Source organism: Haladaptatus paucihalophilus DX253 (genome assembly GCF_000376445.1).
Classification (GTDB): Archaea; Halobacteriota; Halobacteria; order Halobacteriales; family Haladaptataceae; genus Haladaptatus; species Haladaptatus paucihalophilus.
On sequence record NZ_AQXI01000001.1, the window covers coordinates 1,204,316 to 1,218,424 of the forward strand.

The 14,109-nt window shown below is 62.6% G+C and carries 18 protein-coding genes; 7 read left to right on the forward strand and 11 right to left on the reverse strand.

What is annotated here, in order from left to right; all coding sequences use genetic code 11:
* Positions 1–47: 47 nt before the first annotated feature.
* Positions 48–416, reverse strand: a complete 369-nt coding sequence (locus B208_RS0106730; RefSeq protein WP_026177765.1) for a rhodanese-like domain-containing protein — start codon at positions 414–416, stop codon at positions 48–50.
* A gap of 179 nt (positions 417–595) precedes the next feature.
* Positions 596–880: a translation initiation factor eIF-1A gene (gene eif1A / locus B208_RS0106735; protein WP_007977950.1), complete on the reverse strand. Its 285-nt coding sequence runs from the start codon at positions 878–880 to the stop codon at positions 596–598.
* Positions 881–1,136: 256 nt separating this feature from the next.
* Between eif1A and B208_RS0106740 the strand changes: the two genes are divergently transcribed.
* Positions 1,137–2,645 carry a phosphoenolpyruvate carboxykinase (ATP) gene (locus B208_RS0106740; RefSeq protein ID WP_026177766.1) on the forward strand — a complete coding sequence of 503 codons (1,509 nt, stop codon included), beginning with the start codon at positions 1,137–1,139 and terminating at the stop codon, positions 2,643–2,645.
* Between the two features lie 20 nt (positions 2,646–2,665).
* On the opposite strand, the gene B208_RS0106745 is transcribed toward B208_RS0106740, so the two are convergent.
* A complete protein-coding gene (locus B208_RS0106745) occupies positions 2,666–2,884 on the reverse strand; it encodes a hypothetical protein (protein ID WP_007977954.1) in 219 nt (72 codons plus the stop codon).
* Between the two features lie 109 nt (positions 2,885–2,993).
* Between B208_RS0106745 and B208_RS0106750 the strand changes: the two genes are divergently transcribed.
* On the forward strand, positions 2,994–3,833 hold the full coding sequence (locus tag B208_RS0106750; RefSeq protein ID WP_007977956.1) for a fructosamine kinase family protein: 840 nt from the start codon (positions 2,994–2,996) through the stop codon (positions 3,831–3,833).
* Positions 3,834–3,870: 37 nt separating this feature from the next.
* Here B208_RS0106750 and B208_RS0106755 read toward each other — a convergent pair whose 3' ends face one another.
* Positions 3,871–4,521: an HAD family hydrolase gene (locus B208_RS0106755; protein WP_007977958.1), complete on the reverse strand. Its 651-nt coding sequence runs from the start codon at positions 4,519–4,521 to the stop codon at positions 3,871–3,873.
* Positions 4,522–4,551: 30 nt separating this feature from the next.
* Between B208_RS0106755 and B208_RS0106760 the strand changes: the two genes are divergently transcribed.
* Positions 4,552–4,854: a hypothetical protein gene (locus tag B208_RS0106760; RefSeq protein WP_018128781.1), complete on the forward strand. Its 303-nt coding sequence runs from the start codon at positions 4,552–4,554 to the stop codon at positions 4,852–4,854.
* A 224-nt stretch (positions 4,855–5,078) separates the two neighbouring features.
* On the forward strand, positions 5,079–5,996 hold the full coding sequence (locus B208_RS0106765) for a sulfite exporter TauE/SafE family protein (RefSeq protein WP_018128782.1): 918 nt from the start codon (positions 5,079–5,081) through the stop codon (positions 5,994–5,996).
* Positions 5,997–5,999: 3 nt separating this feature from the next.
* Here B208_RS0106765 and B208_RS0106770 read toward each other — a convergent pair whose 3' ends face one another.
* From B208_RS0106770 to B208_RS0106780, 3 genes are all read right to left on the reverse strand, one after another.
* The gene (locus tag B208_RS0106770; RefSeq protein ID WP_232423744.1) at positions 6,000–6,311 is read right to left on the reverse strand and encodes a hypothetical protein; all 312 of its coding nucleotides are present in this window, start codon (positions 6,309–6,311) and stop codon (positions 6,000–6,002) included.
* A 56-nt stretch (positions 6,312–6,367) separates the two neighbouring features.
* Positions 6,368–6,679, reverse strand: coding sequence for a nucleoside triphosphate pyrophosphohydrolase (locus tag B208_RS0106775; RefSeq protein ID WP_007977965.1), 312 nt, complete (start codon positions 6,677–6,679; stop codon positions 6,368–6,370).
* Between the two features lie 115 nt (positions 6,680–6,794).
* Positions 6,795–7,217, reverse strand: coding sequence for a pyridoxamine 5'-phosphate oxidase family protein (locus B208_RS0106780; protein WP_007977967.1), 423 nt, complete (start codon positions 7,215–7,217; stop codon positions 6,795–6,797).
* A 113-nt stretch (positions 7,218–7,330) separates the two neighbouring features.
* Between B208_RS0106780 and B208_RS0106785 the strand changes: the two genes are divergently transcribed.
* Positions 7,331–7,915 carry a DUF6663 family protein gene (locus B208_RS0106785; protein ID WP_007977969.1) on the forward strand — a complete coding sequence of 195 codons (585 nt, stop codon included), beginning with the start codon at positions 7,331–7,333 and terminating at the stop codon, positions 7,913–7,915.
* A gap of 188 nt (positions 7,916–8,103) precedes the next feature.
* On the opposite strand, the gene B208_RS0106790 is transcribed toward B208_RS0106785, so the two are convergent.
* Positions 8,104–9,684 (reverse strand): MDR family MFS transporter, encoded by a 1,581-nt coding sequence (locus B208_RS0106790; protein ID WP_007977971.1) that lies wholly within the window; start codon positions 9,682–9,684, stop codon positions 8,104–8,106.
* 346 nt (positions 9,685–10,030) lie between these two features.
* On the opposite strand from B208_RS0106790, the gene B208_RS0106800 reads away from it, so the two are divergent.
* Entirely contained in the window at positions 10,031–10,660 is a 630-nt protein-coding gene (locus B208_RS0106800) for a TetR/AcrR family transcriptional regulator (protein ID WP_007977974.1), read from the forward strand.
* A gap of 93 nt (positions 10,661–10,753) precedes the next feature.
* Here the strand turns inward: B208_RS0106800 and B208_RS0106805 are convergent, their stop codons facing one another.
* The 3 genes from B208_RS0106805 to B208_RS0106815 all read right to left on the reverse strand — a co-directional run bounded on the left by B208_RS0106805 (position 10,754) and on the right by B208_RS0106815 (position 13,345).
* Positions 10,754–11,188 (reverse strand): universal stress protein, encoded by a 435-nt coding sequence (locus B208_RS0106805; protein WP_007977976.1) that lies wholly within the window; start codon positions 11,186–11,188, stop codon positions 10,754–10,756.
* Between the two features lie 76 nt (positions 11,189–11,264).
* The gene (locus tag B208_RS0106810) at positions 11,265–12,740 is read right to left on the reverse strand and encodes an MATE family efflux transporter (protein WP_007977978.1); all 1,476 of its coding nucleotides are present in this window, start codon (positions 12,738–12,740) and stop codon (positions 11,265–11,267) included.
* Entirely contained in the window at positions 12,737–13,345 is a 609-nt protein-coding gene (locus B208_RS0106815) for a TetR/AcrR family transcriptional regulator (RefSeq protein WP_007977981.1), read from the reverse strand. The genes B208_RS0106810 and B208_RS0106815 overlap by 4 nt, the downstream gene beginning before the upstream one ends.
* Before the next feature lie 163 nt (positions 13,346–13,508).
* On the opposite strand from B208_RS0106815, the gene B208_RS0106820 reads away from it, so the two are divergent.
* Complete coding sequence (locus B208_RS0106820; protein WP_026177768.1) at positions 13,509–14,108, forward strand: TetR/AcrR family transcriptional regulator; 600 nt, start codon at positions 13,509–13,511, stop codon at positions 14,106–14,108.
* Position 14,109: the final 1 nt, after the last annotated feature.

The window sequence follows — 14,109 nt, forward strand, 5'->3', positions numbered from 1 at the left end:
GGTACGTTCACGGGAAGGAAAACGCATTCTCGAATCGGATTCAACGGTCAGAACAGTCGCCAGAGCAGCGACCGAAGTCGGTAGCCGAGCGACCCGTTTCGATAGCCGCGCCACCCGCTCATGCCGCCCGCGAGCGTCGTGGCGTCGTACCCCTCGTCGTCGAGGACGCTGGTCGCGCGCGTAGCGACGACGCCCATCTTACAGACCGTGATGACGGGTCTGTCTTGTGGGATTTTACCAAGACGGCCGCGAAGTGCGTCCTCGTTACCCGCGCGAAGCTCGTCGTACACAGGGACGTTGCGGCTCCCGTCGATATGGTCCGACTGAAACGCCTTTCTCGGTCGAATATCGAGAACGAACGGCGCGTCGTTGGCGTCGAGTCGCTCGTCCAGTTCGTCGGGACGAATCTTGCTCATCATGCCCACAATCGTACCGAGTCGTTAAAGCCCTGACGTCATCGGCATGGCCGAGACGAGCGTGTCCGATGGGTCCCCGAGTGCGCAGAATCGCATCCTCGCACGAAAATAGCGATCGCTGGAAAATCCTGTGTCCCGGAATTGACCGGTGAGAAGTCCGCTTCAGTTCGCCGAAGGCGTCATTGAATGTGGCCTTCGCGACGGAGTTGGTCCGCGTCCTGACTCGTGTAGCGCCACTCGATGTTGGCCTTTTCGTCCTGCCAGTCCCACGGCTCGATGAGCACGATGTCGCCCTCTTCGATCCACGTCCGGTATTTCATGCGACCGGGAATGCGGCCCATTCGTTCCTTTCCGTCGTTACATCGGAGCTGTACGTGGTTGCCACCGTTGTGCTGGGTGACGACCGCGAACATCTCGTCGTTGTTTGGCATTCGGAGATTCCGACGCCCTGTTTCTTCACTCACAGGTGGAATATGTGGCGGACACGGTTAAGTGGTAGGTGTCGCTCGATACCGCGTGTCACGGGCGACATCATTCCGAACGAATCGCGTCCGTGGCTCGTCGTTTCCCCGACCTCTCCCCGGGTCGTCCGACCGTCGAAACGCGGATTATTTACTCGCGTCCGAAATCACAATTCCGCCGATATCGAGGTTATGAGGGCACTAAGACGGCCGTAAACCGTGCATAATTATACGTCTCGGGATGGGGCGTTCAAGCACGATGTCAGACACTGGGCAGTCAGTCCAATCCCTGAAGTCGACACTCCCCGATCCGACCGAGGCCGATAACGTACGATACAATCCGTCCTTGGAACAGCTCCGCGAATTCTCTCGGGAGCTGGAGACGACGGCCGAGTTCGGCTCCGCGTCCTACGTCAGCCGCGAGCGGTCGCGCAACGCCGACAAGACGAAGAACGCGGTGGACGAGGAGTTCGACGCGGACGACTTCGCGCACATCGAGGATGCGGTGACGTACGCCCGAGAACACGAGATGCTATGCATCGACCGTATGATGGGCCGACACGCCGACCACTCCTACCGATGCCGACTCTACGTTCCGACGAAGTACGGTCGAATCGCCCTCGCGTGGGCGAACCTCTTCGAACCGGTCGATGGACCGGGCGAACCCGATTTCGTTACGGTGCAGGTACCCGACTGGGACGAAATCGCCGTCCGCATTCGCCCCGAGGAGGGGATGACCGCCGTACTCGGCAGCGACTACACCGGCGAGGCGAAGAAGTCCTTCCTCCGGCTGTTCATGTTCCACGCCAAGAAGAAGGGCGGACTCGGACTGCACGCGGGAAGCAAGCGGGTCACGTTACAGGACGAAGACGACGAGCTTCGTGACGTCGGACAGGTGTTCCTCGGCCTGTCGGCGACCGGAAAATCCACGCTGACCGCCCACGGCCTCTGGCTGGACGACCCCGAATCGGCGACGATGCTACAGGACGACGTGTGCGCGCTGCTCCCCGACGGAAGCGTCGCCGGAAGCGAGGGGCACGGTCTCTACGTCAAGACTATCGGACTGGACAAGGAGGAACAGCCCGCGATGTACGACGCGGTAACCCACGAATCCGCGGTCCTCGAAAACGTGGACGTGGACGAGGACGGGACCGTCGATTTCGACAGCGACTGCCACACGTCCAACGGACGCGCCGTCATCCGCCGCGACCAGCTCGAATCGTCGGGCGACGACATCGACCTCGATAGGGTCGACCAACTGTTTTTCATCACGCGCAATCCGACGATGCCGCCGGTCTCGAAGCTCACGCCGGAGGAGGCCGCGGTGGCGTTCATGCTCGGCGAATCCATCGAAACCAGCGCGGGCGACCCGTCGAAAGCCGGAGAGTCCATCCGCGTCGTCGGCACCAACCCCTTCATCGTCGGGTCGAAAGGCGAGGAGGGCAACCGCTTCCGCGAGCTCATCGACGACCTCGGCGTCGAGTGTTACATCCTCAACACCGGTCACCTCGGCGGCAAGGACATCGGCGTCACGGAGTCGGTGACCCTCCTCCGCGAAATCGCCCGCGGAACGGTCGAGTGGACGGACGACGAGGCGACGGGTCTCACGGTCCCGAGTTCCGTCCCCGGCATCGACATCGAGGAGTTCGCCGTCGCGGACAACGTTTCCGACTACGAGTCCGAACTGGAACGACTCCGGACCGAGCGTCGGGTGCACCTCTCGACGTTCGACGATTTGGACGAGGACATCCGAAACGCCGTCTACTGACGGACTGACTCAATTCTCCCTCAGTTCAGCGTCTCGACTTCGTTCGTCAAGTCGCTCGGTTCGTCCACCGGACCGTTCACGAACAGCCCGTGGCCGATTATGGCGACGGCGACGAACCCGGCACCGATGACGGACAGCGACAGGGAAACGGCGGTCAGATAGCCGATACTCACGCCGAAGACCATGCTGGCGAGGATGCCACCCAGCACGAGGTCGTAGTACTGCCACGTGTAGACCATGCTACGAAGTAACGCTCGAAGCTCCGAATAACTAGGGTATCGTCGCCCTGTCGCCCGCGGCGGGGCGAAACAACGGCGTTTTACCGCGCGTCAGGGTGTATCCGAATCGATGGACGAACTCGTGTCCCGCCTCTCGACGGTCATCGACGAACGGCCGACCGACATCCGCGAACTCGATGGGGGAGAAATCGGCACCGTGCATCGCGTCGAGTTCGACTCCCGAGCGCCGCTCGTCGTCAAGACGAGCGAGACGTCGCTCGCCGTCGAAGCGACCATGCTGTCCCACCTCGCCGACCACGGCCTTCCCGTTCCCGACGTTTTATACGGGGCGGACGACCTCCTCGTGCTGGAGTACGTCGAAGGCGACTCGACCATCACCCGCGAAATCGAACGGGACGTCGCGGCGCACCTCGCCGCCCTCCACGAGAAAACCGCACCGGCCTACGGTTTCGAATGCGACACGCTCACGGGGTCGCTCCGCCAGCCGAATCCGTGGACCGATTCGTGGGTCGATTTCTACCGCGACCGGCGACTCGTTCACGCCGCGTCCGTCGCCCGCGAGACCGGCGAACTGCCGGAGTCCGCGTTCGAGCGGGTCGAAGCGCTCGCCGCCGACCTCGAGTCGCTGCTGGTCGAACCCGAGGCACCCTCGTTGATACACGGCGACGTGTGGACGACGAACCTCCTCGCGGCCGACGGGGAACTCCGCGCCTTCCTCGACCCGGCGACGTACTACGCCCACGCGGAAATCGAACTCGCGTACGTGGATTGGACGGGGACCGTCGGCGATGCCTTCTTCGAACGCTACGACGACATCCGCGGCATCGATTCCGGGTTCGACTCGCGCCGCGACGTGTACGTGGTCTATCCGTTGCTCTCACACGTCTACCACTTCGGGGACGAGTACCTGCCGGAACTCGACCGGACGCTTTCGCGGGTGGGCTACTGACGGGCGTCCCCGCGGTCCACCCTCGGTCCTCCACCCCTCAGTCCAGTACGTCGAAAATCTCGGGGAGTCCTTCGATTTCGTACGTCGGTTCGACGGTGAGGTCGTAGTCGGCGCGGTGCGGTCGGCGGATGAACGCGGAGTCCACTCCGGCGTTGTGTGCGGCGACCACGTCGCTCTCGCTGTCGCCGACGAAGAGGGCGTCTTCCACACCGAGGTCGGACAGTGCGAGTTCGAGGAAGTGCGGGTCGGGTTTCTTGCGGCGGATTCCCTCGACGGTCGGCGGTCTGCCGTAGTAGGTCTCGAAGTGGCGTCCGAGTTCGAAGTAGTCGAGCATGAACTCCACCGTCGCCTGCTGGTTGGAACTGACGAGGCCGAGCGGTCGGTCGAAATCCGAGAGCGTTCCAACGTCGTCGTAGGTCGTGGTCCGGCCCGCTCTTATCTCCTGACGTTGCGTCTCGGAGGCGGCGCCGTCGCGGGCCTTCCAGAACGCGTCCGGGTCGAACCCGTACACCTCACAGACCCGCCGAAACCCGTCGGGAGTGGCGCTGTGCGTCACCGCGTCGAGGTGGTCCTCCGCGGGGTCCACGTCGAATTCTTCGAACGCCGAAACCGCCGCTTCGCGGAGCAACTCGCGTTTCGGCGGTCTCACGAGCACGCCGTCGTTGTCGAACAACACCGCATCGTACATTTGTTGAGTCTCATCAGCGAGCGAGGGTATGTGTTCCCATTTTCGGCGGCCGAAGTGAGTTTGGGCGTCGAGCACGAAGTGTGGGCGATGGACCCGGACTCCGACTTCTCGGACGAACAGGCCGGAAAACGCGTCGTCGCGGCCGACGGAACCGGACTCGGCGTCGTAAAGGAGGTTCGAAACGGAACGCTGTACGTCGAGGTTGGCGCGGACCCGAACCCGGACACCATCGACGAACTCGGGTGGGGCGGCGTCGTCAACCAGTCGGTTCACGAGTTGCGACGGCAGTTCATCGCCACCATCACCGACGAGACGGTTCGGCTGTCGGTGTGAAACCGGTTCGACGGGGTGGTTTCGCAAGGACTGCCGGTTTCTGGGACGCCCCACGAGCGGCCGATTCGCCGTTTTCACCGGTCCCGTCGTCTCCGCGGGCGTCTCCCCCGAGACGGGGCGTCATCGCTCGCGGAGACGGTTTCCCGATTTCTGGCACCTAACTACGCGGGGGAACAATCACGGGTAATGAGAACGAACGCGCGACCACCGCGGGGTGTGTACTGATGTCGAGCGAACCAGCAATTCGCCCCGGGGAATTCGTCAGGAACTTGCGTCGATTCCGGTACCGGGAACTGCTGATGGCGATAGCGACCGTGGCGGTCGTCGTCGCCGCAATCGGTCTCTTCCCCGGCGTGGAGAACGTGACGAACGGGCTGAAGACGAACGCGACGACGACGGACCTCGCGCTCTTCGTCGCCCTCATCGTGTTGGCCGCGATGGTGAAGGGGATGGTCGGGTTCGGCTTCGCGCTCATCGCCACGCCGCTCGCGGCGTCGGTGATGAACGTCGAAATCGCCGTCGTCGTCCTCGCGATTCCGCCGTGGATGATAAACGTCTTTCAGGTGGGCGAGACGGACACCGGCCTCGAATTCGTCCGCCGGGAGTGGTCGCTCATCGGCCTCGCGCTCGTCGGGAGCATCGCGGGCGTCTTCTTCTTCTCCGCGTTCAAAACCAGCGCGCTGGTGACGTTCCTCATCGGCCTCGTCCTGTTCGGCTACGTCCTGTTCCAACTCGGCAAGGGGTTCGTCTCCGTGGAGGGAACGCACAATCCCGTCGCCCTCGGCGTCGTCGGCCTCTTGGAGGGGTTCCTCCTCGGCGCGGCCAATCTCGGCCCGCTCTTGCCGACGTACCTCCACACGTTCGAGCGCGACACGGAACGGTACGTCGGCGGCCTCTCGATGGTGCTCGGTCTGGTGTTCACCGCGAAAATCGCCCAGATGTTGGCAACTGGAGTCATGACTTCCTACCACCTCTGGCTGGGTTCGACGCTCGCCGTCGTCACCCTCGTCGGGTTGTTCGCCGGGACCTACCTTCGGCGCGTCGAGATAGACGAACGAAAGTTCAACTGGCTGGTTGTCGGCATCCTGCTGGTCATCTCGCTGAAAATCTTCTCGAAGACTGTTCCGGCGCTGTTCTTCTGAGAATTATCGTACCGCGGCGACTCGCCACTCGTCGTCCGAGATTCGCTGTTCTGCGATGGTTTCGCCGTCGCCCAGCAGACGGAACGAGAAGCCGTCGCCGCTCCGTTCTGTCTGGAGTCGAATCGTCCGAACGTCGGCCTCGACTTCGGTCCGTCGTTCGTTCGGGAGCCAGTCGTCGCGGATAGCCGTCAAGCCGAAATCGCCGTAGGTGAGACGAGTCGACTCCTCGATGGTTCCGTCGGCGCGAACCTCGCCGATGATCCCCTCGTTACCCGCTCCCTCTCGAACGACGAGCGTGTACGTCGTGCGTGACATGGACGGACGTTCGTCGTCGTCGGCCATCCACGCCGGGGTTGCACACGCAGGGGCTTTTACTCGACCCGTTCGAGGACGATTCCGTCATCGAAACCGCCCCGCTCGGCCGCCTTCTCTGCCCGGAGGCGTTCCAGTTCGTCGGGCGAGATTCCCTTCCCCTCGGCCAGCGCGTAGACGACTTCGAGCACGTCGGCCAGTTCCATCACCTCGCCCGACTCGCGGAACTCCGCGACCTCCTCGTCCAACTTCTCGGCGAGTCGTCGTTCGTGTTCGTCCGAGTCGGCGACGTGCGTCACCGGCCGTTCGTCGTTTTCCTCGATGATGTCGGGGATGTGGTCGCGCACCAGCTTGTCGTACGTCCGAACCATACCAGTCGTGACAGAAACGATACTGAAAAGGACACCGTTCGAGGAATTTCGGCCCATCGTCTGTCCACGCACGTTACATCGCCGTCAACCCACCGTCGTTCGCTCCCGCCGCTCGTCACGTTTTTCGTCCCGTCACCGATTCCATGCGGAGTTCGTACAGTTCGGGTTCCACGTCCGAAATCGACTCGTCGAAGATCCTGAGCGGGATGAACCGTTCGTTTATCGCCGTGTCGTCGAGCGAATCCGACGCCGGGACGAGGCGTCCCGTCACGAGGATGCTCCACGAGTCGTCGTCCGCGAACTCGTAGACGACGAAACTGGCGGTGTCGGTTCCCTCCACGAACGACAGCTTTTCGCCCCCCTCCTCGACGCCGAACCGGAGCAGGATGCGCTCGCCGTCGTAGTGGAACGCGACGGGGATGGAGTAGGCGTCGTCGCCGCGGGCGAGCGAGAGGACACCGGTTTCGGCCTCGCGTAGCTTCCGTTCGATCTCCGTTTTGTCCATGCCGAAGGTGTAGACGAACTCGACGTGTTCCATACGGGTAGTACGACGGGGGACCTAATAGGTCGGCCGCATCGGACGGTCGTCGCGTGACGAAAACCGGAACCGGATGCGAGCGTCTTTTCCCGCGTCCGGGCGGACCGTCCACCATGAGTGAAGACACGCGATTCCGCGTCCTCGCCGCGCCGGAGGAGGGACCGCTCCGCCTGCTGAACCGGGAGACGTACGAACCCGTCGTCACCGCCACCGACGGCCACGGCGCGTCGGTCGCCGAACTGCACCCCGGCTACTGCATCGACGCCGACCTCGATTGGACGACGAGCGAACCGACGATTCGGTCGTTCTCGGTGGTTCGACGAACGCTGTACGCCTTCGCCGACGGAATCGAACCCGTCTTCGAGGCCGCCCAGCAAACGTGGACGGAGGCACAGATGGCTGGCGATTCGATGAACAGTCGCGTGACGCGCAACACGGACAACGAGGTCAACGGCGTCCTCTACGTGTTCGCCGAGGACGACAGGGGGAGCGTCTTCGAGGCGTTCCGCGAGGGCACCCGCCCGGTCGAACCGCTGGTGGAGAGAGTAAACGAGGAGGAAGGGGACGCGCCGCGGGAGGTGTTCGTCCTCCGACCCGCTGACGGGGCGTACGTCATCGTCACCATCGCGCTCCGGAAGGGCGGCCAGTTCGCGGGGACGCTCCGGGATACCTACGATTGTCCGTCGCCGGTGGAGTGAACTGGGACGATTCTACCCGTTCGGAAACGCAAATTTTCCACATCCTACCGTCCACAGCGTCCCGTCGAGGTAGTCGGTAGAATGTGAGTTAATTGATGAATGAGTGAAGCGGTTGCGGCGGCGCGAGAGGGCGGTGAAAATTCAAAAACGAACCGACCTAAAACGCGTTGAAACGACTAGTTCGCCGGTCAGTCGTCCATCGGTTCGGCGGCACCCTCGCCCATCGAGACGTGCGCCTCTTCGCTGAGTTCCGTGTTGGGGAGCGTGAGCGCCACGACGAACGCGAGCGCGAGCACGCCGGTTCCGGCGAGGAACACCGTGTCGATGCTGTTGGCCAGCGCCGTGACGACGACATTGTGTATCCCCGCCGGGAGCGCGCTGATGGTCTTCGGGTCGATGCTGCCGCCGGACGCCGCGAGGGTTCCCGAACCGGCCTTCGCGCCGAAGGCGTCGGAGAGGCGGTGGGTGAGCTGGTTCGTCAGGAGCGCACCGAAGACGGCGACCCCGATGGAGCTACCGAGGCTCCGACTGAACGTGACGGAGGTCGTCGCAACGCCGAGGTCCTCGCGCTCGACGGCGTTCTGCACCGCGACGGTGAGGACGGGCATGACGAACCCGAGACCCATCCCGGTGACGAACATGAACGCGGTCGATTCCGTGGAGGTCGTCGCCGGGGACATGGTGTGAAGCAACCAGTAGCCGACGGTGCCGACCACGGTGCCGACGACGGCGAACAGCTTGTAGTGTCCGAGGCGGGTCATGAGTTGCCCCGTGACCGCGCTCGTGACGAGCATTCCGCCGACGAGCGGGAAGAGGAGCAACCCGGAGTTCGTCGCGCTCGCGCCCAAGACGGTCTGGAGGAAGACGGGGAGGTAGATGGTCGCCCCGAACATTCCGATACCGAGACAGAAGCTGAGCGTCATGACGCCGACGACGGTGTGCCTGTCGAGCAGGTGGATGGGGAACACGGGTTCGTCCACCCGAAGTTCCTGCAGGGCGAACAGGACGCCGAAAACGACCGTCGCGGCGGCGAGCGAGAAGATTTCCACGGAGTCCCACGCGTACCTGTCGCCGCCCCACGTCGTGACGAGCATGAGGGCACCGACCGAGAAGACGAGGAGCGCGGCTCCGAGGTAGTCGATGTCGTGGTCGGCCTCCGGCGTCGGGAGGTCGAGTTTGAAGTGCGTGATGGTGATGGCCGCCAACCCGATGGGGACGTTGATGTAGAAGATCCAGCGCCAGCTGTAGTGGTCGGTGAGGTAGCCGCCGAGGAGCGGTCCACCGATGGTCGCCGCGCCGAAGATGAGCATCATGTAGCTCATGTACTTCCCGCGTTCGCGGGGCGAGAAGATGTCGCCGAGGATGGTCGTCGCCATGGCGATGAGACCGCCCGCGCCGATACCTTGCAGCGCGCGGAACAGCGCGAGTTGAGTCATCGGGCCAACGGCGTCGTTGATGGCGGCGAACTCCCCGGCGAGGCCGGAGAGGATGGACCCGAGCAGGAAGATGGAGATGGACGTCTCGAAGATAATGGAGCGTCCGTACAGGTCGCTTAGCTTTCCGTAGAGCGGCGTCGTCACCGTGACGGTCACGAGGTAGGCCGTGACGATCCACGACATCTTGCTCGCGTCGCCCAAGTCGCCGACGATGGTCGGAAGCGCCGTCGAGACGATGGACTGGTCGATGGAGCCGAGGAGCATCCCCAGCATCAGTCCGCCGAGGATAACGAGGCGTTCACGGCCGATACCGTCGCTCGTTTCAGTGCTCATGCCCGCACCCTCCGTGCGCGCGATGAAGCTCGAAGTTGAATGAACATTCAGTCACCTATGGCTTACTGAACAGTTAGTTAGTGATAAACCTTCCGAGAAGAGTATTGCCACGAGCGGATGATCCGACCGCATCGACTGGACTCGCTCCGGTTCACCCTCCCCCCGGAGTACGACGGTCGCTACTGAATGTTCATTCAATTTTTATATGTCGAATTCGTAGGGACAGTATGCACAGATTCGACGGGACGGCCCTCGTGTTCGGAGAACGACGCACGAAACGGGGTGCCCCCGCCGTATCGTTCCGACCGATGGCACGAACGACCACGAACGACGGGGTCGACCAACGATGACGGAGACGCCGACGTTCCTCGAAGACCCGACCGACACGCGGGACACCATCATGCGGGCGACGTATCTGGCCCTCTGCAAGCACGGCTACGCCGACCTCACGATTCAGCGTATCGCCGACGAGTTCCCGAAGAGCAAGTCGTTGCTCTACCACCACTACGACGGGAAGGACGACCTCCTGCTCGACTTTCTGGAGTTCATGCTCGAACACCAGCGGGAGCGGATCCCCGCCGAACCGACGAGCAGCGCGGACGACCACCTGAACGCCATCTTCGACCGCGTGTTTCGCACGCCGATGACCGACGATTACCGCGATTTCTGGCGGGCGATGGTCGAACTGCGCGCACAGGCCGCCCACGACGAGAAGTATCGGGACCACTTCACGCGAAGCGACGAGTTCTTCCGAGAACTGTTCGCCAACGTCGTCCGGTCCGGTATCGACGACGGCGTCTTCCGCGAGGTGAACCCCGAACGAACGGCGGCGTACCTCCAGACGACCATCACGGGCGTGATGACGCGGCGCGTGACGACGAACGGGGACATCATCGAGGACGTCCGTGAGGAACTCGACGAGTACGTTCGTCTTCGCCTGCTCGCGGGCGAAACGGGCGATTCGACTGAGCGATAATGGGCGACTCAGGCGAGTAATAATGGACGATTCGGACGAGGGATAACGGGAGATTCGGGCGTACGACGAAGGTCGCGGAACTGCCGTCCCACCTCAGTGAACGACGGTGACGGGAACCGGAGACCGTCGCGTCACCGTTTCCGCCACGCTTCCGAGGAGAATTCTGTTGAGGCCGGTTCGCCCGTGGCTACCCATGACGATGGCGTCGATGTCGTTGTCCTCGTCGGCCGCATAGTCGATTATCGTGTGTGCCGGACGACCGATCAACCGGACGGTCTCCGCCGTGGTACCAGATTCGACGGCCGTCTCCTGCATATCCGAGAGCAACTCGTCCGCGGCCGCTTTCTCCGCCTTTTCGACGGAATCGTCGTAGAGGATGTCCCCGAACTCGTCCGAGGAAATCCACCCACTGGGGTCGACAACGTGGAGCAGAACGATGGTCGAGTCGGGATAGACTTCGATGGCGTGTTCGAGCGCCGTGTCCGATTGCGGTGCGTTGTCAACGGGAACGAGAATTCGACGGGACATACGTCGTGTATCGATGCCGAACAGTAACAGTTGTTTCGATGGCGACGAGCGAAAACGTTCGAGCCGTCGGTCGGTCTCAGTCCGCCGGAGACGGCTGTTTCACGTCGTCGAGTTCGTTCGACTTCCACGCTCCGCGGCGGAACCAGACGAACGCGAGGATGGCGGTCACGGTGTTCGAGAAGGCGATGGCGTACCAGACGCCCGTCGCGCCCATCGCGGTGTACGTCAACAGGCCGTACGCCACGGGGATGCGGAACACCCAGAGCGAGAGGATGGTAAACGCCATCGCGGTGGTCGTATCACCTGCCCCGCGGAACGCCGAGGTGACGACTCGGAAGATGCCGAGGAACAGGAACGTTGGACCAATAGTGCGGAGGTACTGCGCGCCGATATGGATGACTTTCGCACGACTGTAGTTGTCGCTGGATCCGACGAATATCCCGACGACGGGTTCCGCGAAGTACCATGCGAGGATGCTCACGACGGCAAGTACAACCGCCAATGTGGCGGACGCGTAGTACACCGCTCGCTCCGAGCGCTCGGGTTTGTTCGCGCCGAGGTTCTGCCCGACCACTGTCGTCGTCCCCTGTGCGAGTCCGATGCTCGGGAGGAAAACGAGCGAGTTCAGCCGGTTACCGATACCGAAAGCGGCGACCGCTGGGTCGCCTGCCATCGAGACGATGGCGGTCAGGAACGTGACGCCGAGTGCCCGCGTCGACATGTCGATGCTGGACGGACCGCCGATGCGGATGATCTTCTTCACCGTCTTCGGTTCCGGGATGATGTCGTCTATCGACAGGTGAATGCCGACGCGGCCGCTGAACAGGATGGAGAGTCCGATGACCGCGCCGATGCCGCGCGAGAGAACAGTGGCAATCGCCGCGCCCTGTACCCCGAACCCGGTGAATCCGGTAAGGTTGAACAGTGTCGTCTGGAGTCCGCCGAGACCGAGGAACTCCAACAGCAGGTTGTCGGTGAACCCGTAGACGAAGAACGGGTCGAGGAGGATGTTGAGCGAGACGCCGAACGCCATCAGATACATCGGCGTCCTCGTATCTCCCCAGCCGCGGAGGAGCGCCTGAAACATGAAGAAGCCGAACATGAAGAACACGCCGAGGAACGTCGTTCGCGTGAACTCGACGGTCCAGCGATATATCTGCGTACCCGGCGTCGTTCCGATAAGCGAAACGAGGGTCGGCACGGCGAAGTAGCCGACGACCGCGAAAACCAACGATGCGAGCAGCGTGAACGAGATGGTCTGCCCGGCGACGTGGTTAACGCGGTCGTGGTTGCCCGCTCCTTTGTTCTGCGAGACGAGCGCCGTCCCGGCGATGGAAAAGCCGGTTCCGAGGCTGATGAGGAGGAAGACGAGCGGGAACGCGTACGAGACGGCGCTCACGGCACCGGGGCCGATCTGGCCGACCCAGAACGTGTCCGCGAGATTGTACACGACCTGCATCAACTGGCTGGCGACGATGGGTGCCGACAGCAATAATAGCGGTTTGAACAAGTCTCCGTCGGTGAGGTTCACGTCACGATTTCCGGCGCTCATTGGGCTTCATCTCCGACGGTGATGGCTTGGATGAATTCGCGGATGGCGTCGCGGCCTACTTCGTTCGGCTCGTCGGAGCCGAGGACGACGCTCCGTCCTCGAACGCCGTCGAGCAGAATCAGTACGTGTTCGGCCGCTCGCTCGGGGTCGATGTCCTCGAACTCGCCGCGTTCGATACCGTCCTCGAAGATGCGCGTGAACAGGTCCTTGAGCCGGGCGTTGTTCTCCTGTAGCTGTTCCCGGAAGGCGTCGTTGTAGGGCGCTTGCATCCCCATCTCCAACATCGTGACCTCGAAATCGTTCGAATCGTCCGGGTCGGGAAAGAGCGCATCGACGGTGAACGCGAGCGCGTCGGCCGCGCTGTCGTACTCGTCCAGCGAAAGCCTCGTGGCGAACTCGTCGAGGTGGTACTCGAGAAACGAGACGAGCAACTCCTCTTTGCTGTCGTAGTGGTAGTGGAGGAGCGACTTGCTCTTGTCGAGCTCGTCGCTGATGCGTTGCATCGTGAGATTCGCGTAGCCGTGCTCACAGAGCGCCCGACACGTGGCGTCCATGATGGCTTCGTGTGTCTCGGGCGGGGGCCCGTTCGACCGCTGTGTTTCCATGTACTGACTGAATAGTTAGTCACCCGTGTTAAGCGTTGTGTTGTCCGACGAGAATGACGGGAGGAGAGACAGAATACCACGAAACGGAGCGGCAGACGGGGCGATAGCTCGATTGCGCGCGACGACCACAAGCGTTTTGGGGAGATAACTAGTTGTTTAGTTAATGGCAGAGCCTTCCGATGGTGACGAGCGTTCCGAAGCCGAACTGAAGATAATGGGGGCCACCTATCGGGCACTCTGTGAGCACGGCTACGCGAACCTGACGATGCAGGCGATAGCGGAGGAGTACGGCAAATCGACCGCCGCGATTCACTACTACTACGACACGAAAGACGACCTCCTCGCGGCGTTTCTGAGCTACCTGTTGGACAAGTTCATCGACCGGGTTCACGAAGTCGAGACGACCGCCCCGAAAGAGCGACTCGACCTTCTGTTGGACCGACTGCTGACTCACCGCGAGGGCTCCCGAGATTTCATGATCGCCATGCTGGAGATGCGCGCCCAAGCGCCCTACAACGAGGCGGTGCGGGAGCAGTTCCAGCGCAACGACGAGTACACCCGCTATCTGCTCAAAACGGTCATCGCCGACGGGACGGATTCGGGCGTGTTCAGCGCCGAGGACCCGGAACACGCGTCTAACTCGCTCATGCTCATCGTCGATGGTGCTCGGACGCGGTACGGCTCCATCGGGGACGAGAACGCGCTCGAAGAGGCGCGACGGACCGCCCGGGAGTACGTCGAATCGGTCCTGATGGCCGAGTAAA

Coding starts and splice junctions, on each gene's coding strand:
- B208_RS0106730 (WP_026177765.1), bottom strand. CDS start 416: ATGAGCAAGATTCGTCCCGACGAACTGGACGAGCGACTCGACGCCAAC.
- B208_RS0106740 (WP_026177766.1), top strand. CDS start 1,137: ATGTCAGACACTGGGCAGTCAGTCCAATCCCTGAAGTCGACACTCCCC.
- B208_RS0106745 (WP_007977954.1), bottom strand. CDS start 2,884: ATGGTCTACACGTGGCAGTACTACGACCTCGTGCTGGGTGGCATCCTC.
- B208_RS0106750 (WP_007977956.1), top strand. CDS start 2,994: ATGGACGAACTCGTGTCCCGCCTCTCGACGGTCATCGACGAACGGCCG.
- B208_RS0106755 (WP_007977958.1), bottom strand. CDS start 4,521: ATGTACGATGCGGTGTTGTTCGACAACGACGGCGTGCTCGTGAGACCG.
- B208_RS0106765 (WP_018128782.1), top strand. CDS start 5,079: ATGTCGAGCGAACCAGCAATTCGCCCCGGGGAATTCGTCAGGAACTTG.
- B208_RS0106770 (WP_232423744.1), bottom strand. CDS start 6,311: ATGTCACGCACGACGTACACGCTCGTCGTTCGAGAGGGAGCGGGTAAC.
- B208_RS0106775 (WP_007977965.1), bottom strand. CDS start 6,679: ATGGTTCGGACGTACGACAAGCTGGTGCGCGACCACATCCCCGACATC.
- B208_RS0106780 (WP_007977967.1), bottom strand. CDS start 7,217: ATGGAACACGTCGAGTTCGTCTACACCTTCGGCATGGACAAAACGGAG.
- B208_RS0106785 (WP_007977969.1), top strand. CDS start 7,331: ATGAGTGAAGACACGCGATTCCGCGTCCTCGCCGCGCCGGAGGAGGGA.
- B208_RS0106790 (WP_007977971.1), bottom strand. CDS start 9,684: ATGAGCACTGAAACGAGCGACGGTATCGGCCGTGAACGCCTCGTTATC.
- B208_RS0106800 (WP_007977974.1), top strand. CDS start 10,031: ATGACGGAGACGCCGACGTTCCTCGAAGACCCGACCGACACGCGGGAC.
- B208_RS0106805 (WP_007977976.1), bottom strand. CDS start 11,188: ATGTCCCGTCGAATTCTCGTTCCCGTTGACAACGCACCGCAATCGGAC.
- B208_RS0106810 (WP_007977978.1), bottom strand. CDS start 12,740: ATGAGCGCCGGAAATCGTGACGTGAACCTCACCGACGGAGACTTGTTC.
- B208_RS0106815 (WP_007977981.1), bottom strand. CDS start 13,345: ATGGAAACACAGCGGTCGAACGGGCCCCCGCCCGAGACACACGAAGCC.
- B208_RS0106820 (WP_026177768.1), top strand. CDS start 13,509: ATGGCAGAGCCTTCCGATGGTGACGAGCGTTCCGAAGCCGAACTGAAG.